Here is an 18,629-nt window from a genome sequence, read left to right on the forward strand (position 1 = left end):
CCCGGATCGCGGTCGATGACGCGCTAGATGCGATAGATGGACTTCCGCCCATATGGGAGGAAGGAGACGTTCGGCTGCTGGTGGTGCGTCTGAGCATTACATCTCGGGCGATCCTGGGATGCCTCGGGCTTCTGGAAGAGCCGAATCTCAGGCTCACGAGCGTGCTGACGGAGGTAGGTTCGCTGATTGCTCAGATAGAAGCGGCACCTGGCCCCCTCAGCGCCGCCGCAGTTGACAGCTGGCAGCCTCTCGTCCGGTTTCGATATTGGTGGAAGGTATGGGGACCTGTCGAGCGGCTGCCGGGATCGACGGAGGCGCAATCGGGTCGAGATCCTTCCGTCGCTAGGCCATATCTAGTGGAACGAGGCCGCCGAGTAGTGGCACTTTAGCGGCTTCGATGCCAGGCGTTCGCACGTCCTCACCACGCTCGTCCCTCGGAAATCCCCTAGTTCGTCATCATGTGCGGTGCGCCGCGGCGGCTAACCGACGAGAGCCACCTCGCGGGTATGGATTGCTGTGCGAAGTGCATCGCTAAGTTCTATGTTCGTCCCTGCTTCGATCAACCGCGGTCGGTCGAGAACGAGTCCTGCCCTTCGGCAGAATCGAATCCATTGCTGCTCAGGGAGATGTGCGACCGCAGGAATGCAGAACACACGGACAGGTGTCACAGCCCAATTGAGATGAGGCGAAATTGTGCCCAGATGTATGTCATCCCCCTTTTCTGGCCAGTTTTTCCCGGTTGCGCACTGTACGAGGAAGTGGAGTTCACCGCCGCGGTTGTCCCCGGTACCGTGCCAGCTCACGACGTCAAGACCGAGATCCTTGTCATCAGGTAGAGGGTCATTGAGGTACTCGCTTGACGTGAGTCCCGCAGCGGTCGCGTAGTGCTTTGCGCGCTCGCGAAACGAGGTGCTCATCCCGGCAGAGGCCGGGTGACCAATACGCATTGTGTTCTCGCCAAAAGTTACAGCGAATATCGCACGAACGATCTCCTCGAAGAGTTTTCGGTCGACATTATCGAGTTGACCCATCCCGAGCAGGCAAAGGTAACGGTAGAGAGTGCGCGCGTCCTCTGTCGCAGCCGCCCGTCGCAGCCGAGATCCGTCGAGTTCTAGCGGCCAGGTCGCTCCGAAGAGTCCCGCCCTAGTCGTGAGTTCGGCCCACGCCTGCTCTTCCAAGAGGTCGGCGGAAGAGATGTTTTCGCGCGAGATAGCCGATTTCAGATCGCCGCGTTTGAAGTCTGCTGTTTGCGTCAGAGCGGTGTACTCGCACCAATCCGCTACCTCTCTGAAATCTGGGCCTTCTCCGGCCGGGAACGCAAGATCGATGGTCACAGTTCGTCTACCAGCTTCTCCAGTCCCTGCGCGAGTTGAATGAGTCGCGAGACTCCGCGGACGACGTCGGGGTCTTCCAGGTAGACGGAGACTAGACCAGAAACGTCTCTGATTGCGCGCTCGGCGGATTGAATCTTCTTGAGCAGGAACTCCTTCTCGCCAGCGCTGTATTCATAGGCGGACTCCAAGTCGCCCGTGGAGCGCAAGCGATCGGTGGCTTCTGAGCTAGCGAGCACGGGCGCCAATCGATTTGAGATAGCGCGTGACTCGAGAAGTATCGGCGCGCGCGACGGCGTTCCGAAAACCCATCCGACCACTTCCTCAAGAGCGTCTAGCTTCTCCTCTGGGACGAGCTTGTCGGTTGCCTGCTTGGGAAGGGTTTTGGGGATACCGAGGAAGGCCTTAATGGGTCGTTGACCGAGCGTCACTTTCGAGTAGTGAAAAGCGATCTCGGATGGGTCGCTCGGGCATGTCCAGCTCAGTCTTGATCTGGTTGAAGACAATGTAATCCTGGTAGAGCTTCTTCACTGTTTGGGAGTTGTCTCCGATCAGGTCCTCCACCTCGTCGAGGGATCGTCCTGCATCAATGAGTTGGGCTATAAATCGAGCCTTCTGGAAGGGGGCCCACTTCTTGGCACCGGTAATGTGCCGAAAGCCGAGGAAGGGGAACACTTCCTCTCGGTTGTCGTACTTGACGCACGGGACTTCGACTATGCGGTCTCGTTGGGCGATGGACAGTTCGGGCCACCCATCGACCTTCAGATCGGCTCGCAGACTCTCATCTAGCAGAAGCTTCAGGGTGGCTAGCCTCCGATTGCCCTCGACAACAACCCACTCGCCGTTCTCTTTCACGACAACCAGGGGCTCTTCAGCGAAGTAGCCGTTATCAACGAAGGACTGCGCGAGTTCGTCTAGCGATTCTTGCTCATAGAGCTGACGGAGAAGACTCTTCTGGCTCGGTGCGGCCGCCGTCACCAAACGCGGGTTCCGCGTGTCCAGTGTCAACTCATCTACACGCAGGTAGATCAATGATGCGCGATCCTCGTGATGGGCCTGATCCATCGGTTGTGTCTCCCGTGGGTGATCGGAGGTGAGTCCGTTTGGCTCAGTCCGTAACGATGACGCTATTGGACGAGCTGGCGCGATGGTAGCCAGCGGGCCCCGCGCCTTTCCCCGGATGTGGGATCTGAGGTCCCACTACTGCCTTCCATCGAGGGGGAAGAGGTGCGGGGTCGGCAGGAGGCGGCACGGGTTTGGTGCTTCTGGTGGTTGCTAGCGAGGCCCGAATTGTCTCTGCGTTCATTGGTTCACCGGGTTTTTCGAGCAAGTGCAGGATGAGCTTTCCCATCGCTTCGGCGAGTGGCGGGGGGGTGGCGTTGCCAGCGAGCCTTACATTGACACGTTCGTTCTCTGTAAGACGCCAGTCTGCTGGGAAGCCCTGGAGAAGCATGCGCTCCGAACTCGCAAGCGGACGGCCGCTCCAATGGAACGGGCCCGTCGAGGGCCCAGGGCTCGCGGGCAGGGTCCACGCTGGCCGATCCTTCGCCAGTTTGAGCAGGAAGGACCAATACCTGGTCCGGTAGCCGAAAAGTTCGACTTCTTCGCCGCCCCCTCGTGCTGTCAAATGCTGGTAGTTGCTGCCCTCCGGGATGCTAGTCAGCAAGTCCGCATACCCGCCCCTAGCTGATGGAACAGGATCCGGAACGCGGTCTTCCAATGCATCCCAAACGGTGCGGTGATCCTCCCCGTGCGGTCGTGGAAGAACAGATGGCGCGGGTTCACCGTCGCGAAATGCAATCATGATGGCACGCGCTCGGTGCTGGGGGACGCCGTAGTCCGCCGCATCTACCACCCAGGACCTGAGCCGGTACCGCGTACCGGCCATGCTATTAATCTCCCGAAGCCGCTTCTTGATGCGTGCGGTTGCATTGTTCTTTCCGCTCAAGAAACCAGCGACATTCTCCATGAGGATCGCTCTCGGCAGGAACGATGCAGCGAGATCCATCATGCCGTCGACAGTCGTCCCTCTGTCGTCCTTGATGCCGCGCTTAGGCGCAGCCCATTGCGCAGCCTTGCTGAATGGCTGACAGGGCGGGCCACCTGCCAAGAGCGTCAACTCCCGCGGGGCGATTCCGACGTCCTGGGGAGCTAGAGCGCGACCCGCCTCGACGACGTCGGAGGGCTCAAGCAAACGCCAAGCGGGACGATTCTCTGCAAGCGTGGCGCGCGCGTCCCTATCGATCTCTAGGCAGCCGAGCGTGACGAACCCAGCGGCCTCAAGACCCCGGTCGAGACCGCCCACCCCGCTGAAGCAAGACAGAAGCGTCGTCAAAGTACTTCCTTTCCAACCCGAGCTCACACCATTCGCGGCACCAAGTCAAGTCGAAGCGAGCCACGCCAGCCGGCGCGCTCGCGCTGGCGCATGGAGACGATCGACCTTCGGAGAGACGATGCACGCAGGCACTTTCTGTGTAACGCTGTCGGGATTTAACATTTTCGCGTAGCCTCGCCTCATGCGAGGTGGACTCGAGCGATGGAAGCGGGGCGTCGACTCCGGGGGAGTCCGTCAGGCTGTCGCGTACGCGTTCGAAGGCACGTGTGACTCGCACATCGCTGCGCCGCTGGGCACTGACGCGCTCGCCGCGTACTCCGCCGGTGCATCCGTCCCCCGACTCACCGTCGAGGCGGGACGGATCCTCGAGGACAGCCTCGACCAGACGTCGCTTCGCCGGTGGGTGAATGGCGAAGACCCCGCAACGGGGGAACGTCGGGGACGCGACCTCCAATCACCGGATGCTGACCTCGTACTTGATGGGACGATCAACGCCCCCAAATCGTTCAGCCTCGCCTCACTGATTCACCCCGAGCTTGCTGCCGAGTTCGAGGCGCTCCAAGATCGCCTCCGCGACCGCATCGTCAAGACATGGCAGCGCGAACTCAACGCTCGGCGAGGGGCCGGCGGCAGCATCCGTGAGGATCTTCAGCGCATCGAAGTCGTGGAGCTGCGCCACCGACGGTCTCGGGCGCTCGACCCGCACATCCACCGGCACCTGTGGCTGAACGTCAAGGTGCAGGGGCTGGATGGCAGGTGGTCGAACGTCGACTCGCGGGTCGCGATGAAGCTGCACACGGTCGTCAACGCAGAGGGCGAGATCGCCGCCCGGACCGATCCCGGATGGATCGCCGCGCTGGCCCGCCACGGGTACACCCTCGATGAGAGGGGCGAGATCGCTCAGCTCGCACATGCCGTGCGGCCTATGTCGCGCCGATCGAACCAAATCGAGACAAACCGGCAGGCGAAGACGGCGGAGTGGCGCGCCGGACACCCGGGACAGGAGCCATCGCACGACGTTCTCGCAGCGATCGATCGGTGGGCGTGGGCGCAGGGACGCCCGAACAAACCCGACGACATTGATGAGGGCGACTGGGAGCAATGGGCCCGCGACGAGCTTGCATCGCTCGATCCCGCGCTGCTCGGTTCTCGGTCGCCTGCTGAGCCGCACCAGGTCGTGATCGCAGATCTCGACCGCGATCTGCTCGCGCGCATGGCCGTAGTTGATGCGGACAACCGGTCGGCGAGCAGCGGCGGGCGGTTCAGCATGTTCGATATCCGTGCGGGCGCGATGCGAGCGGTTGCCGCATCCGGCGTCATTGCTGACCGCCAACTGCTTGAGCACGTGATCGACGATGTAGTCGCGCGAGCCGTTCGCGACGTTGTGAATCTGCTGGATGACCGTGCAGGCGTCCCGTCCCATGTGAAGGGCTTCATGGCGGTCACGACGGCTGTTCTCAAGACCGACCTCGCCGAGCAGTTCGAGCGCCTCTCCGAGCAGGGCGCGAGGGTTCCGCTCGAAGTCGTCCGAGACATATCGACGACCGTCCTACCCGAAGGACGTGAGCTCGACACGGGTCAACTCCACGCTGCCTCGGCGATCGCCGGGACGGATCGGCTGGTCGCGGTCACCGGTCCCGCCGGCACGGGCAAGACGACGATGCTCGTGACGGCAAAGCGAGCCCTCGAGCGGCAGGGCAGGGCGATGCTCGTGGTTGCGCCGACGAAGAAGGCAGCGAGCGTCGCCGCCCACGAGATCGGTGCAAGTGCATCGAGCTTGCACGCTCTGCTGCTCGACTACGGATGGCGCTGGCACACCGAGGCCGCCGGCGCTGAGCAATGGCGGCAACTCACTGTGGGCGACACGGACGCGACGGGGCAGGTCTACGGCGGGCCCCGCCGATTCCGTATGACGGCCGGCGATCGGATCGTCGTAGATGAGGCCGGAATGGTCGACTTGCGGGTCGCGAACGCACTCGCAGCCGTCGCCGCTCAGACCGGTGCCGGAATCGCGATGGTCGGTGATCACCTACAAGCTCGCCCCGTCGGACACTCGGGTGCCATGGCCATCATGGCGCGGCGCTCGACCGCGGGCGTCGAACTCACCGCGGTACATCGCTTCCGCGATCCCACCTATGCCGCGCTGACGCTCCGCATGCGCGAACCGCGCACGAAGGACGACGCACTCGACGTTGCGCATGAGCTTGGTGCTCGGGGGCTGATCCGTCGCGCCGCGAACGAGGCGGAGGCCGAGCAGATCATGGTTGATGAGTACTTCGCGTGGGCAACTGCTGGTAGGCGCGTGGCGCTGGTGACAGCCACGAACGCGGAAGCCCAGGCGATCAACGAAGCTATCCAACAGCGACGGGTAGACCAGGGCGAACTCGACTCGGCACGCGCCGTCATCGGCAAGGATGATCAGTGGTTGGTGGAGGGCGACGTTGTCCAGACGCGGCGGAACGATAAGGGCCTGGGAGTCGAAAATCGCGCGATGTGGACGGTTGGTCGCATCGAGCCGGAAGGAGTTCGGCTCGTGAGTGTTACTGACTCTGGCGATACGCGACTTGTCCCTCTTGACTATGTCGCTGAGCACGTGCATCTCGCCTACGCGTCAACGGTCCATGGCATCCAAGGCGAAAGCACGGAGGCCGCGCTCGTTGGTCTAGGCGTCGATGCGGCCGGCATGTATGTCGGGATGACCAGAGGACGCGCTGTGAACTCCGTGATTGCCCTCGGTCCCGGCGTGGACGCAGTCGAAGAGCTCGCGACCCGGATGCTGCGCCCTTCGATGGAACCCACGATGGAAGAGAATCGGCAGGCGGCGTGGCTCGAGGTTGGCCGGGCGGCGACCACGCTTGGGTCGCGTATCGAGCCGCGTGCAAGGCCGCAGATCGTCAAGTCGGATCCGATCGTCTCGCCGATGCTGACCCCTGGCGGAGCCTCACTGAGCTGACGGCTATCCAGGCTCACGGCCCGAGATGATCGCCGCGAGAGGCCGGGATCACTCCACGCGGTCGACGGCCGATGCCCAGACCCAAACGCGTTGATCTCGACCGTCCAACCGAAACTCGACTTGCACGGCTCGAGGAGTCCAAGCGATCGCGTCTCCTTCGATCTGCGAGGCGATCGCGCCGAATCGGACCCAAGCGCGCACGCGCCGTGGTTGAGGATCGGCGGTCACGGGGTAGAGGTCGAGGCGTAGCTCGCGCTCGGTGAGTGCCTGGATCGGATATCTTGCCGCGAGCTGGTCGAGGATCTTCTGGTTCATGCGCTCGTCGATCTGGGCGGCATATCGACGATTCGTGCCCACAATTCCTCCGATCGAACATATGTTCTAAATGGTACGACCCAAGGAAGCCATCACGGACCCTCATCCGTGACATGCAGGAGCGGGCGGGAGTAACGTAACTCCCGCCCGCTCTGTCTTTGCGGATGGTCAGCGAGCGAACCCTGCACCGGTGTGCGAAACCGGTGTGGCTTCCGGCCCCGGAGCGTGAGCTACGGGGCCGTTAGCTTTTGGGGATCGCTCGACCTCGACGTCGGCGAACTTCAGCGACGCCCCGACGTTGTCCGCGACGATGTCCCGTGCTTCTCGAGTCGCACCGCTTTCGCGGTCGGTGTAGGTCGAGAACCGCAAATCGCCAGCGACGAGCACGGCGTCGCCCTTGCGCAGGGAGTCGGCGACGTGACGTGCTTGGCTGTTGAAGACGACGACGCGGTGGAAGACCGAGCCCGCGTCTTCCCACTCTCCGCTCTGCTCGTTGCGTCGGCGATCGTTGACCGCGACGCTGAACCGCGCGTAGTCGGTGCCGTTGTCGGCGGTGCCGTGTTCGGGGTCGCCCGTGAGGTTGCCCTCGATGGTGACCGGAATTCGTGTGGACATGGTTTTCGTTCCTTTCTGTCATGCACCGGTCGGTGCGTTATGGCGCGTGAGACTGGCGTGTCCACGCATCCCATTCCTGCTCGTCGGTCGCGGACGACCATGAGCGAGGCTTTTGCGGCTGGTGCCCGTGGGCGCAGCCGCCGGCGTAGGCCTGCCGCCAGCGGCCGCGCGCCTGTGCGAGGCGCTCGTGCCACCCGATGGGTCCGTAGCCGCTGTCGCTTGCATCGAACGACGCGCGGTGGGCCGTGTGCAGGGCGGAGAGTTCCTCCACGAGCGCTCCGTGTTTCCACCAGCAGTCCGGGATGCCAGTTACGGGTACGTCGTACCGGATCGTCAGCCACTCGACCCAGTCGCGCAGGGCTCGCCACGCGTCGGCCGCCTGCGCGTCGGGTAGCTCCTTCCAATCGACGACGGCGGCGCCCAGGGGCGCGGAGCTTCCGCGGCGGTCGCCTGGATCCCACTCGGCGAGTTCGGCGGCGAGCATCGTCTCGTATGCCTCGTCGGTCTCATCAGTCATGCCGCGCCTCCAATCGCGCGCAACTTGCGTCGCAGACGAATAAGCGCCGAGAGGGATGCTGTCCGTCGATCACGGTGGTGTGCCAACAGCCGGTCGCGGTCGAGCAGTCGGTGCAGCAGTTCGTGGCAGTAGGGGTGAACAGCGGCGAGGTCCGAGTGCGCTTCGTGCGCGCGCCAGCCGGCATCGGTGCGCTCGACGCCGGAGTAGTCGAGATGGTGCAGTTCCAGGGTTCGGGCGGTGCCGTCCACAAGGCATGCCGCGCAGGCAACGGTGCCCGTACGGCGCCGTTCGTCTCTGAACCACTGGTCGCGACGGGCGAACCAAGCGGGTGAGCGCAGATAGCCACGGCGGTAGGAGTTGAGGCGGCGGGGTTTCCGGATGTTGGTCATGGTTCCGGGGTCTCGTTCGCGGCGGGTCCCGTTGCTCGCGCGAGGTCCTCGGCAAACACGGCGCGTTGTTCACGTTCCGTTTCGCGCTTGCCGGCGCTGACCGCTCGCGCGTCAGCGCGCTTGTCCCATCCGGCGAGGTCGAGGAGCACGCCTCGGCGGTTGCGGTAGGCGAGCAGGCCGACGGTCTGAGGCATTCGACGGATCTCGTCGACTGTCATGAGGGGCAGTCGGTCGTGCTGCTCGCTCGTGTTCACGCCGGCCTGACTGCTGCTCCAGGATCGCTGGGTGCGGCGGCGTTCCCGTGAGCCGAGGATGGCTTCGATGTCGCGCAGGTGGTCGACTTGCGCTGCGCCGCCGAGAAGGATCTTGGCCGTTGCGGCGGACCAGATCGTGTCTGCCTCGGCCCGTGACCAGGCGGTCTCGGCCTGGGAGAGGGCCTGCAGTACGACGAAGGTGCAGATGCCGCGGCCGCCGCCGTCGGCCATCGTGCGTGGCAGGTTCGCCCATCGGAACATGTTCGCGATCTCATCGAGGATCAAGCCGAGTGGTTGTGCGAGTCGCGAGCTCGGGGATGCGAGCGCTTTGCGGCGTGCGAGCTCAACGACGTCGTCGAGAAGAGCACCGAGGAACCCGCCCATCGCGGCGGACCCCGACGATGAGCCAACCAAGTACAGCGTGTTTTCGCCGGTCAGGAACTCCTCGGCATCGAAGCGCGGATCGCCGGATCGCGGCGAGAGTGCGTCTCGAATCTGCGGCACAGCTAGCGGCGCAACCGCGTTCTGCACACCGAACCAGGTGGATGACACGAGTCGTTCGTCGCCCGAGACGAGGGCTTCCAGGCTGTCTCCCCACCCAGGCGCGCCATCGGAGCGCAGCACCTCAACTGCCGACCGCGCGAGCGATGGGCTCGTCCCCCAGTCGTAGAGGTCGGCGATCGACCGTCCGCCGACCGCCCCGGCGTGCAGAAGGCGGGAGAGGACGATGGTGGATGCCTGGGCCCATTCGCCGTTGGTCGTTGAGGCTCCAAGCGCGGTGCCGGTGATGATCGCCGAACCTCGTTGGAGAGCCACGAGCGGGTCTTCACATCCCGCGAAAGGGCTGATCCTCATGGCGTCACGGATGCCCGACAGGCCCTGAGGGTCGAAGACGCTGACGGCACCGCGACGCCGACGCATCTTCATGGTGGCGGTGAGGTTGTCGTTCGTCGTTGAGGTGGTGATCAACGGACCCGACCAGTCGAGGATTGCGGAGACGAGGACGCGGTACCCCTTGCCCGAGCGGGGCGGACCCTCGAGCGCGACGGAGTCTTCGATCGACACGTAGACATCCAGTCCTCGAGACGAACCGACCCGCCAACCGACGTCTGTCGGGCTCGGCTGGAAGAGTTCGGGACGCAACTGAGGTGCGCGACGGAGAACCGCTCGCGCGGAGAGGTGCTTGCGAATCTCGGATGCGGGGGCGAACCCGGGTCGGCTCTGCAGATCGTTGATGAAGTAGCGATCTGACTGCCGATAGCGCGAGTACGCGACCCCGGCCCACGCCGACACGAAGGCGACTGCGAGCACGAGCGCGAGATCGGCGACCCTGATCGCCGTCACAGGCAGGGCGCATCTGTCGATCGTGTACGTCCCCGAATCGCCGGAGAGCGCGAGCCACAGTCCCGACAGAAAGCCAGTCGGCGTGGGTCGTGCGCCGCACACGATCTGTGTGACCGCCTCGGCAGCGAAGGCGAATCCGATGTTGAGCAGGATGACCGCGGCGATGCCGATCGCCGCGATCTTGGGCCAGATACCGTCGCTCACCATGAGTGGAGTCCTACTCGCTACAGCTTCTCCGCGACCGATGCCGCCGTGCGCACCCATGCGCGCTGAGTCACCGGGCGGAGCGCGTCGAAGCGCAGCGGACCTGATTTCAGCGCCGGGTCGAAGGGAATGACGTGCACGGCGCGGACGAGGTCAGTGAATCCCTCGACGATTGGCCGAATCTCAGACGCCGATGCACGCTCCGAGAGAGTCACGACGACGACGGCATTTCGCGCCAGTTCCGCCGAGTGGTCATCGCGCGCCAACAGCGCTTCGAGAAGCAGTGCGGCCGACTCTGCCGATTCTCGTGCCGCGATAGTGGGGATGACGAGCTGGTAGGAGGCGTCAACCATCCTCAGCCAGCGCTCGGCGGATTCGTCATTGCCGGAATCGAAAACGACCATGCGGAAGTACCGCGCGGCGACACGCATCAACAGATCGAACTCGGTGCTTTCGATGCGCTGTCGGGCGGCGAGAAGCTCGGGGTTGGAACGCAGCACGTCGTATCGGTCTTGCGTCTGGTGGTGGACGTAGTTGGCGATGTCAGAGATTGGTGCGTCGGGGGAGAGAAGCCAGTCGGCGGCGGGCAGCAGGTCTTGCACGGTCGAGTCGTAGCGTCCGCTTTCCGTGCGCCAGCCGAGGGTCCCTCGTGTGTCGTTGTTGTCCCATGCGAGCACGGGACCGCCGCCGTAGCGGGCGAAAACGGCGGAGAGCATCGCGGTGGTCATCGTCTTGCCGACGCCGCCCTTGCCGTTGGCGACCGCGATGGTGCGGCACCCGGCCCAGTGTTGCGCGACCGCTCGCTGGTCGGCCTCGCGTCGCAGTTCCTCTGCAGAGGCACGAACGGTGATGCCGAGACGGGCGAGGATGGCGCGCCATCCTGTGGATGGCGAGCGCTCCGTCTCGTCGTCCGTGGTGATGAAGGATCGGCGCTCGGTGCGAGCGGCGCGGCGGGTGGTGGGCTGTTCGCTACCGATCGCAACGGCGCCGGTCGCGACATCAGTCGCACTGTCGGCGGATTCGTCAACGGGTTCGTCGACCTTGACCCCCTCGACGCTGCCGTCTGTACGGATGAGTAGGCGATGATCGCCGCGGTCGCCGGAGGTGACCAGTTCAAGCTCGGAGCCCGCTACCTGCGCTTCGGCGATCGCGCGACGGACGATCGATGCACGGATGTCTTCTGCCGGAGCCGCGTGAAGCCTCTCGGTGTCTCCATCGATAGATATGAACTCCGCGGTATCGCCGCTCACGTTGGCGTAGACGAGCGGTCTGGTGGCAATGGTCATCCTGTCTCCTTCTCAGCGCTCAGCCATCCGGCCAAATCGGTGCCGTCGTCGATGGGCCAGACGTCGTCTAGCGGTAGCGGCGTGATCAACTCGCTGAACCCCGCGATTTCGGCAGCGGGCAGCAAGGCATCGTCGGTCTTGAACAGGTCGTACTCCCACTCGGTGGACGTCGCGAAGCAATCGACGAGGTACGAGAACTGGCCGACGTAGGCCAGAAACTCGCCCTTCCTGAGCTGCCGAGCCATGTCTACGTGTGCGGTCGGCATTTGGAGACGGTCTCGCAGGCTCGCGTGTTCTTGGTGGTTGACCCGGAAGACGAACTTGTTCTCGATGTCTCCGACGATCGAGTAGGCGAGGTTTCGCTCCTGCGAATCGGCCTCGCCGACTGCGTCGAGGTCGCCCATCTTGTGCAGGATGACGATATTGCTGATGCCGTAGTGGCGTGAAAGTTTGAGCCACTGCTGGTACATCTGGAGGGCAGCGAGCGAGGTCATGTCCCGCCACCCCTCCTCGCGGACCACATAGCGCGTGCGCTTTGCCTCGCGATCCGAGATGACCGCCTGGACCCACGATGTGGTGCACACCTGGGTGAGCTGCGCGACGAGGTCGCCGCGGGCGAAGAGTTCGGATGTGTCGACGACGACGAGTGGGGATGCATCGTCGAACTGCACGGTGGATTCATCCTCGAACAGGCCGGACAAGTCGCCTTCGACAAACCGCCGCAGTACGAATCGAGGTTGCGAGGCTGCGGCGCTGAGTTCAGGTTCGTCGGAGAGTTCGCCCGCGCCGATGCGGGCGAGCTGACGGTAGACCTCGCGAAGCGTCGGATCGTCGCCCGTTGCCGAGATCGCGCGTTCGAGAGCGAGGTGGATGCACGCGTGTTCGACCGCAGACAGCTTCGTGCCGCCGACCGCCATCTCGACGAGCGAGATGAGCGTCGCGATGCGGCGCTGGCGCACCATCTGCTCGTGCTGCTCATCACTGCTTCCCGTGCGGCGGGGGCCTCGATCGAGTGGATTGAGCCGCGCGCCCGTTGCCCCGCCGAGTCTGATGACGGTACCGCCGACCGCCTCAGCAACGACCACCCATTCACCCTTCGGGTCTGAGGGGACGACCGCTTGGTGTCCGAAAGGAATGGAGCGGGTAATCAGTGTCTTGATCGTTGAACTCTTGCCCGACCGGTACGACCCCAGCACCAGGACGTTGGTAGAGAAGGACCCACGCTCCGTGGGATCCGCGTAGGCCTCCCACGGTGAGAAATGCCAGAGCGCGTCCGCATTGAGGTCGACGCCAACAATCGGACCTCGGTGGCCAAGTCCCGCGTCCGCAACAAAGGGATAGATTCCAGCGAGGTGCTGGGACGTTGCTTGGTGGGCTGGGATCACGGGAGCGGAAAGGTTCCAGTAGCCCCCTTCGGTGAGTCCCGGGCCGAAAGGACCTGGTACCGCTGGCTCCGGTAGCGCGCGGTCCCGCTTTGAGGTTCTGGTCGGCTGCGCTTCCCGCATTCGTGCGGCGATCTCGCGCTGCACCGCGCGACGCTCGGCACGCGTCTGACCGGCGGGGGAGACGACGAAGGTTCGGCGGGCCATCACTTCACCCCCAGCCCGAGCGGCAGCGCGTTCACCAGCAGCGCCTCGGCCTGCTGGCAGTACAGGATCTGCGCCTCCATGCCTGCCCGTGAAAGAGCGTTGCGGGCGCCAGCGATCGATTGTTCGAGAGCATTCTCATCAGGTGCCGTGACGGTCAGGTACGCGCCATAGCGGAATTCACCGTGACCGGCGACAAGCTCGTCCTCCTGCTTCTCGAGGGCAAGCCAATCCGCTTCGTCAGCGGCGGAGCCGTCAGCGCCACGCTTGGCGCGCAACCTTTCGTTGCCCCGCCAGACCTTCTTCTCTTCACGGATGCGCTTTAGTGCTTTGTTCACGGGCACCGGGGTCAGCACGATCGAGAAGATGTGCGTCACCGCTTCGCCGGTCACGGGATGACGCGCGAATACGAGGGGGGAGATAAACCCGACCGCCGCATCGGACCGAGGCCATTCGTGCACCCACATGGTGGTGTGAATTCCTGAGTCTGTGATCACGACGCCGTTCTTGCCGCGCGGCTCTTCGAGGTACATCGGACCGATTGCGTTCAATGCGACACCGGTGTTCTCGGCGTCGCGGTTCTGCACCGTGGACAGAAACTCTGGATCGAACGCGGTGCGAGCCAGGCTCGCGATGTCTCTCGGCGTTAGCCACCGTCGGACGGTGATGCGGGCTGAGCGGAGGGCGTCGGCAATGTTGCTGGCCTCGACATGGGCGAGTGCCTGGATCGCGGACTTGCCTCCCCCGAGCGCGCGAACCTGCGGGCCGAGCGCGACGAGGTCAAAGGTCAGCGTCAGGTAGTTGCGGTGGGCGACGGCGAAGCGCTCCGAAGCATCCATCACCTGTCGATAGTTCGTTGTCACGTCTGCGTCGTCGTCGATGCCCGCACGATGCGCGCTCGACTCGAAGTGTTCGCGGCCCGCTCGGATCGTGGTGGGCGTCGTCCGTTCCTGCAGCGTCACGCGTTTGACGCCGACGCGCTGCGTAAACGTGGCGAGTACCTGCGCCCACTGTTGTGCGAGGTCGTGGCGGTCGGGGGTGTCCTTCATGAGGAATCCCTGCACTTCGAGTTCCGCCGTTACCGACACCGATCGGTCGTGCGGGTTGTAGACGCAGGCGAGCCCGTCGACGTCCCACATCTGCACGGACGCGCGCGTGCCGGGCAGGTTGAGTGTTCCTTCGAGCTGGACGCGTTCTGGACGGTAGGCGTGGGTCGTAGCGCCTGCGGAGTGCCGTAATTGTTTCGAGAGCCAAAGTCCCAGCATCCGGGGCGCGGAGATACCCCGCACGGTCGTCACGGCGACCAGTCCTACGGGGAGATAGACGGGTGCTGCGTAGAGGATGCCCGCGGGACCGAACCCATTGACACCGATGAGCAGGACAAGGGCGGCTGCGGCGACGAATCCGATTTGCCACGGGTCGAGCCCGAGTACAACCCCTTGGCGGGAGCGACGGGGAAGTCGGACCGGGCGTGCGTGTTCTGCGGCGGTGGCGGTCACGGTGTGCTCCTCACGGGTCGAGACGCGGCGGGCGTCGGGGGCGTGGAAGTAGCGGATGTTGCCGTTGGTTTCGGTGGGGTCGATCCGGAAGCGCCTGATCCAGCGGGCGAGGTCGGTCCGGATGTCGGCCGCGAGGGACTGCTCTTCGCAGTGGTCGCGGATGGGCCGGTGCTGCCAGCGCGGCCACGTGTCGATCCGGGCGAGACACCTGCGGGCGCACTGCCGAGGCGAGAGGGAAGACGCGAGGCGCTTCGCGCAGCGTTGGCGCCCATGCGGCCCGCTTGACCGCCGAGCCGCGAACCCAACGAGTCGGCGGCGACGGCGCCCGTGAAAGTGAAGAGGCCGAAGACCGCAAAGGGGGCGAACGCGACCAGAACGAGGCCGATGAGCAGAGGCCAAGATTGAGGGTCCCAGATCGTGCGGACTGTCGATAGCCCGTTGATGATCAGCGCGAGGAATCCGATCGTGAGTGGCCCGGTGAGGAGCAGAACGACGACCGCGCTGAGGTAGCGAACCACCCACTGCGGTCCGATTCCGCGAACCGGGAAGATCATCCATGCGACCGGCCCGACCATGATGAGAACGGCGAGGGCGAGGTTTCGGAAGGCGAAGACCAATGTGAGGAGCACGGTTGCGATCATCAGAAGGCCGTGGATGAGGAACGCAAAGAAGTAGTTCGCGTGACCGCCTGCCCACATCACGCTCTGGAGCGTAGAGATGAGGGCGAAGTCTCCGTCGCGGGTCAGGATGTACATCGCCATGTCGTCCACAGCGTTGACGACATGCCCGGTGAGCCAGAGAGTGATCGGGACGGCGGGGATCGCGATGAAGGACCGGATGATTGCACCGACGAGTTGGTCGCGGTCCCGTGCGACGATGGCGGCTGCGATCGCCCAGATCATGGCTGCGAAGACGACCGCGAGCACAGCCCAGTTCCAGAAGGACCATTCTTCGACGGCCGCGGCCCATAGGGTGCTTGAGGTGTCGAACCGCATATTCGATGCGAGAACGAAGAGTCCGCCTGTCGTTGCCAGGGCCATGCCGCGGCCTGCGTTCTCGAAGCTGACGCAGACGAGATCACCCACACTGCAGTCGTATCCGACTGTGAGCTCTTTGCCTCCGGCATCCTTCAGCTTCTGGTGGTGTCCTTCGTATGTCGTGCAGACCATCGCGTTCTCGCCCGCGACCAGTACGCCGGTGAAGCAGCGCTGCGCCTTGATGTCGGCGGCATTTTCGGGGGTGCAACTGACCTGATCGGTCTCTCTCGAGCAGGTCACCGGGAACGTCGGCGCAGACCACGTCTGACCCGTGACGGGCGTTGCCGTGTCCACCCGAATGGTGCCCGACGCTTCGGCTGTTGCGTGTGCCGGCTCGGCGATGCCCACAACGGCGACGCCAGCGACCAGCGTGCCGAGGAGAAACATCCCGAGCCGACGCATAGGTCAGAATCCGAAGTCGAAGTTGACGAACCAGGCGAACAGGCCGCTCGCGGCGCCCAGGATGGCGGCGGCGATGAAAATCCAAGCGATGTTCTCGCCCGCCCACGATCTGACGCGGTCGGGCGCGAGTCCGCGGAAAGCGAGGGCGGCACCCGCGATGACCAGCATGATGAATACGACGATCATCGCGCCGGCCAGTATGTAGGACGCGATGACTTGAAACCCCTGGAAGAAGGGCGCCGAGAAGTCGGGCTGAATTTCGGGGACGTCCACGTCGAACGGGACGAGTAGGTCGTTGAGTGGCATCCGGGCTCCTTGGTGTTCGTCGGTCAGGCGAGGGGAAGACCGCGGGCGGCCATGAATGGTGCGGGGTCGAGGCGGGCGCCGTCAATGCGCAGTTCGAAGTGCAGGTGGCATCCCCAGGAGAGGCCCGTCGTCCCTTCGGCGCCGAGGCGCGTGCCCGCCGAGACCTGCTGAGTCTTTTCGACGGCGATCGAGCCCCACTCCAGATGGGCGTAGATCGTTTGGATGCCATCGCCGTGGTCGACCACAACGCTGTTGCCGAACTGGCCCATGCTGCCGGCGGTTGTGACGGTGCCAGGGCCGGCAGCGAATATGGCCGCGCCGCATCCTTGCGACATGTCATAGCCCTTGTGGTCCGCGGGGCAGTAGGAGCATCCCTTGACCGGGTGAAAGCCGAAACCGCGACCTTTGGTGTAATCGCCCGCGAGTGGGTAGCCCCATTCGCCGACGACGACCGGTGTGCGTCCGTCGATCGTTCCGGGCTGCACTGCGGGTGTACCGTGCGCTGCGATGGCAAGGGGAAGCGCAACGAGGGGAGTGACGATAGCTCCGCCCGCCAGGGCTACCGCCAGCACCGCGAGCAGAACCAGGCGGCGCAACGTCTTTGACCGCGCGACGATACCGGCGGCAACGACTGAGGGATGCGGCATGTCAACTGCCGTCCGCGCCGAAGAAGCGAACGACCTTGCAATCGCCAACCTGCTGCGCCGAGCCGAGGGTCGGGATTGACTCGCCGCCGCACAGTACCTGCACGCGAACGCGCGCCGTCTGCTCGTAGCTCGTCTCCTGTGCCCCCTCTGTCTTGGATGTGAAGGTGAGCAGCACATCCGCTTCGCCGATGAACATGTCTCCAGGGGGGTTCTCCGGCACGGGGGAGTAGGCGATCTCCGCCGACGCGGCTGCCTCGACTCGGCCGTCTTCTGCCGCGAGGGAGTTCCACATGTCTTCGGGGAGAACGACGGACTGGCGGAGTTCAAGGCGAGCCTGATCAAGCTGAGCTTCTCGATCAACCCCTGATGCGTATCGCGTATCCGGTGTAAACCATGTGTCGAGGTACGCCAGCCATTCGTCTCGTGTTGCGAGGGTGGTGTCGAAGGTCGCGGCGGCTGCTAGTGCTGCGCGGATATAGACGTCTTCATCGCGCGTTATCGGCTCAGGGACCCAACCCTGCACCGTAACGCCGTCGTCTACGACGCCCGTTTCGGTTGGTTGCGTGGGCGGCGCGGCCGAGGGCGCGCCGCTCGCGCTGGTGCTGGGAGGCGAGGTGCGTGGTCCAGCATCGGATGTTGTTGTGTTGATGATCGCCGCAGCGACGAGCGCCGCGATGCCGCCAACAAGGACAACCCCGCCGGCAATTGCCCAGGGCAGTCCGGTCGAACGGCGTGGTGTCTGCGGCGTCGTCATGGCACTGGCCTCCCTGCTGGTTGTGAGCAGTGGAGCGAGACGCGACGGTGGGGCCAGCTCGAGCTGCCTTTCCGGCATCCTATGCAGGCGCGAAAGAACCGTAAAGGGTGAGGCGCAATGTTTCGGTGCTCGCGCCACGGGGGTCCGTCGTGGGCGAGTGTGGTTGTGCAAAAAACTGGCCGTTCGCAGAATAGCCGCGTTGATCCGCCTTTGTCTGTAGGGAGTATGGGGGACATGGCTCGGCTATGCCTGACTCTGAGCGACTGCGGGGTTGATCTAGCGGTTGACATATGTGGATACTACAGAGATACACTCATCATGTGAATCACTAAATTACCCAGTTTGTCGAGTGCTCGCGGAGCCGGTGCGCCACAATAGTCCCGTGCCCAAATACGCCCGCCCTCGTCATAGCGAGCATGCGGAGGACCCCATCAAAGCCCTTGGCAATATGGTGCGCGCGGGCATCATCGGTTTCCTTCGGACCAACGGACCGGCTTCTCGCGCTGAGATCTCGCGGGCGCTCGAGATACCGATTCCGACGGTTGCTAAGTCCCTTGCAGCGCTGATGACATCGGGCCTACTGATTTCTGAACCGCCGATGGATGAGGTCCGTCAGGGGCAGCGTGTTCGATATCAGGTCAACGACGCTGCGGTCAGCGACATGTATCTGCAGCTCGGGCAAGCGATCGGCGAACTCTAGACCCTCGTCGCTGACTGATGGTCGGGTTCCTGCGGTCGGGATCACGGAACTGCCTCATGATTCGACCACGCCCGCACACCACCAGCACCTCTCGCTAGGTGCATCGTCCGGCGAAACCGTTGGGAGCACGTTCTCCCGGGCGAAGTAGGCGCTGG

18 protein-coding genes are annotated in these 18,629 nt (G+C 64.2%); 2 read left to right on the forward strand and 16 right to left on the reverse strand.

Annotated features, from left to right (window positions below; all coding sequences use genetic code 11):
- Window positions 1-479: 479 nt before the first annotated feature.
- The 4 genes from CGU35_RS18050 to CGU35_RS18785 are packed head-to-tail and all read right to left on the reverse strand — an operon-like array spanning window position 480 to window position 3,693.
- Complete coding sequence (locus tag CGU35_RS18050) at window positions 480-1,334, reverse strand: hypothetical protein (protein ID WP_146048081.1); 855 nt, start codon at window positions 1,332-1,334, stop codon at window positions 480-482.
- Window positions 1,331-1,762, reverse strand: a complete 432-nt coding sequence (locus CGU35_RS18055) for a hypothetical protein (RefSeq protein ID WP_157813842.1) — start codon at window positions 1,760-1,762, stop codon at window positions 1,331-1,333. Before CGU35_RS18055 ends, CGU35_RS18050 begins: the two co-directional genes overlap by 4 nt.
- The gene (locus CGU35_RS00010; RefSeq protein ID WP_100809624.1) at window positions 1,737-2,396 is read right to left on the reverse strand and encodes a ParB N-terminal domain-containing protein; all 660 of its coding nucleotides are present in this window, start codon (window positions 2,394-2,396) and stop codon (window positions 1,737-1,739) included. The genes CGU35_RS18055 and CGU35_RS00010 overlap by 26 nt, the downstream gene beginning before the upstream one ends.
- 43 nt (window positions 2,397-2,439) lie before the next feature.
- On the reverse strand, window positions 2,440-3,693 hold the full coding sequence (locus tag CGU35_RS18785; RefSeq protein WP_100809625.1) for a DNA cytosine methyltransferase: 1,254 nt from the start codon (window positions 3,691-3,693) through the stop codon (window positions 2,440-2,442).
- A 154-nt stretch (window positions 3,694-3,847) separates the two neighbouring features.
- Between CGU35_RS18785 and CGU35_RS00020 the strand changes: the two genes are divergently transcribed.
- Window positions 3,848-6,619 (forward strand): AAA family ATPase, encoded by a 2,772-nt coding sequence (locus tag CGU35_RS00020; RefSeq protein ID WP_100809626.1) that lies wholly within the window; start codon window positions 3,848-3,850, stop codon window positions 6,617-6,619.
- A gap of 48 nt (window positions 6,620-6,667) precedes the next feature.
- On the opposite strand, the gene CGU35_RS00025 is transcribed toward CGU35_RS00020, so the two are convergent.
- The 12 genes from CGU35_RS00025 to CGU35_RS18060 form a co-directional block, all read right to left on the reverse strand.
- The gene (locus tag CGU35_RS00025) at window positions 6,668-6,976 is read right to left on the reverse strand and encodes a hypothetical protein (protein WP_100809627.1); all 309 of its coding nucleotides are present in this window, start codon (window positions 6,974-6,976) and stop codon (window positions 6,668-6,670) included.
- A 126-nt stretch (window positions 6,977-7,102) separates the two neighbouring features.
- Window positions 7,103-7,549, reverse strand: coding sequence for a single-stranded DNA-binding protein (locus CGU35_RS00030; RefSeq protein WP_100809628.1), 447 nt, complete (start codon window positions 7,547-7,549; stop codon window positions 7,103-7,105).
- Window positions 7,550-7,586: 37 nt separating this feature from the next.
- Entirely contained in the window at window positions 7,587-8,066 is a 480-nt protein-coding gene (locus tag CGU35_RS00035) for a hypothetical protein (protein ID WP_100809629.1), read from the reverse strand.
- Window positions 8,063-8,455 (reverse strand): hypothetical protein, encoded by a 393-nt coding sequence (locus tag CGU35_RS00040; RefSeq protein WP_100809630.1) that lies wholly within the window; start codon window positions 8,453-8,455, stop codon window positions 8,063-8,065. The genes CGU35_RS00035 and CGU35_RS00040 overlap by 4 nt, the downstream gene beginning before the upstream one ends.
- The gene (locus CGU35_RS00045; RefSeq protein WP_232711080.1) at window positions 8,452-10,260 is read right to left on the reverse strand and encodes a type IV secretory system conjugative DNA transfer family protein; all 1,809 of its coding nucleotides are present in this window, start codon (window positions 10,258-10,260) and stop codon (window positions 8,452-8,454) included. The genes CGU35_RS00040 and CGU35_RS00045 overlap by 4 nt, the downstream gene beginning before the upstream one ends.
- Before the next feature lie 17 nt (window positions 10,261-10,277).
- A complete protein-coding gene (locus CGU35_RS00050) occupies window positions 10,278-11,543 on the reverse strand; it encodes a ParA family protein (RefSeq protein WP_100809631.1) in 1,266 nt (421 codons plus the stop codon).
- Window positions 11,540-12,628 (reverse strand): hypothetical protein, encoded by a 1,089-nt coding sequence (locus CGU35_RS00055; RefSeq protein WP_100809632.1) that lies wholly within the window; start codon window positions 12,626-12,628, stop codon window positions 11,540-11,542. The genes CGU35_RS00050 and CGU35_RS00055 overlap by 4 nt, the downstream gene beginning before the upstream one ends.
- A 503-nt stretch (window positions 12,629-13,131) precedes the next feature.
- Window positions 13,132-14,628, reverse strand: a complete 1,497-nt coding sequence (locus CGU35_RS00060) for an SCO6880 family protein (protein WP_100809633.1) — start codon at window positions 14,626-14,628, stop codon at window positions 13,132-13,134.
- Window positions 14,625-16,067, reverse strand: coding sequence for a hypothetical protein (locus CGU35_RS00065; RefSeq protein WP_100809634.1), 1,443 nt, complete (start codon window positions 16,065-16,067; stop codon window positions 14,625-14,627). The genes CGU35_RS00060 and CGU35_RS00065 overlap by 4 nt, the downstream gene beginning before the upstream one ends.
- A gap of 3 nt (window positions 16,068-16,070) precedes the next feature.
- Window positions 16,071-16,373, reverse strand: coding sequence for a hypothetical protein (locus CGU35_RS00070; protein ID WP_100809635.1), 303 nt, complete (start codon window positions 16,371-16,373; stop codon window positions 16,071-16,073).
- Window positions 16,374-16,396: 23 nt separating this feature from the next.
- Window positions 16,397-17,020: a M23 family metallopeptidase gene (locus CGU35_RS00075; RefSeq protein ID WP_157813844.1), complete on the reverse strand. Its 624-nt coding sequence runs from the start codon at window positions 17,018-17,020 to the stop codon at window positions 16,397-16,399.
- Between the two features lies 1 nt (window position 17,021).
- Complete coding sequence (locus tag CGU35_RS18060) at window positions 17,022-17,774, reverse strand: hypothetical protein (protein WP_157813845.1); 753 nt, start codon at window positions 17,772-17,774, stop codon at window positions 17,022-17,024.
- 382 nt (window positions 17,775-18,156) lie between these two features.
- Here CGU35_RS18060 and CGU35_RS00080 point away from each other — a divergent pair, with 382 nt between their 5' ends.
- The gene (locus CGU35_RS00080) at window positions 18,157-18,474 is read left to right on the forward strand and encodes an ArsR/SmtB family transcription factor (RefSeq protein WP_146048083.1); all 318 of its coding nucleotides are present in this window, start codon (window positions 18,157-18,159) and stop codon (window positions 18,472-18,474) included.
- The last annotated feature ends 155 nt before the right edge of the window (window positions 18,475-18,629 follow it).

The organism is Microbacterium sp. BR1 (genome assembly GCF_002812725.1).
Taxonomy (GTDB): domain Bacteria; phylum Actinomycetota; class Actinomycetes; order Actinomycetales; family Microbacteriaceae; genus Microbacterium.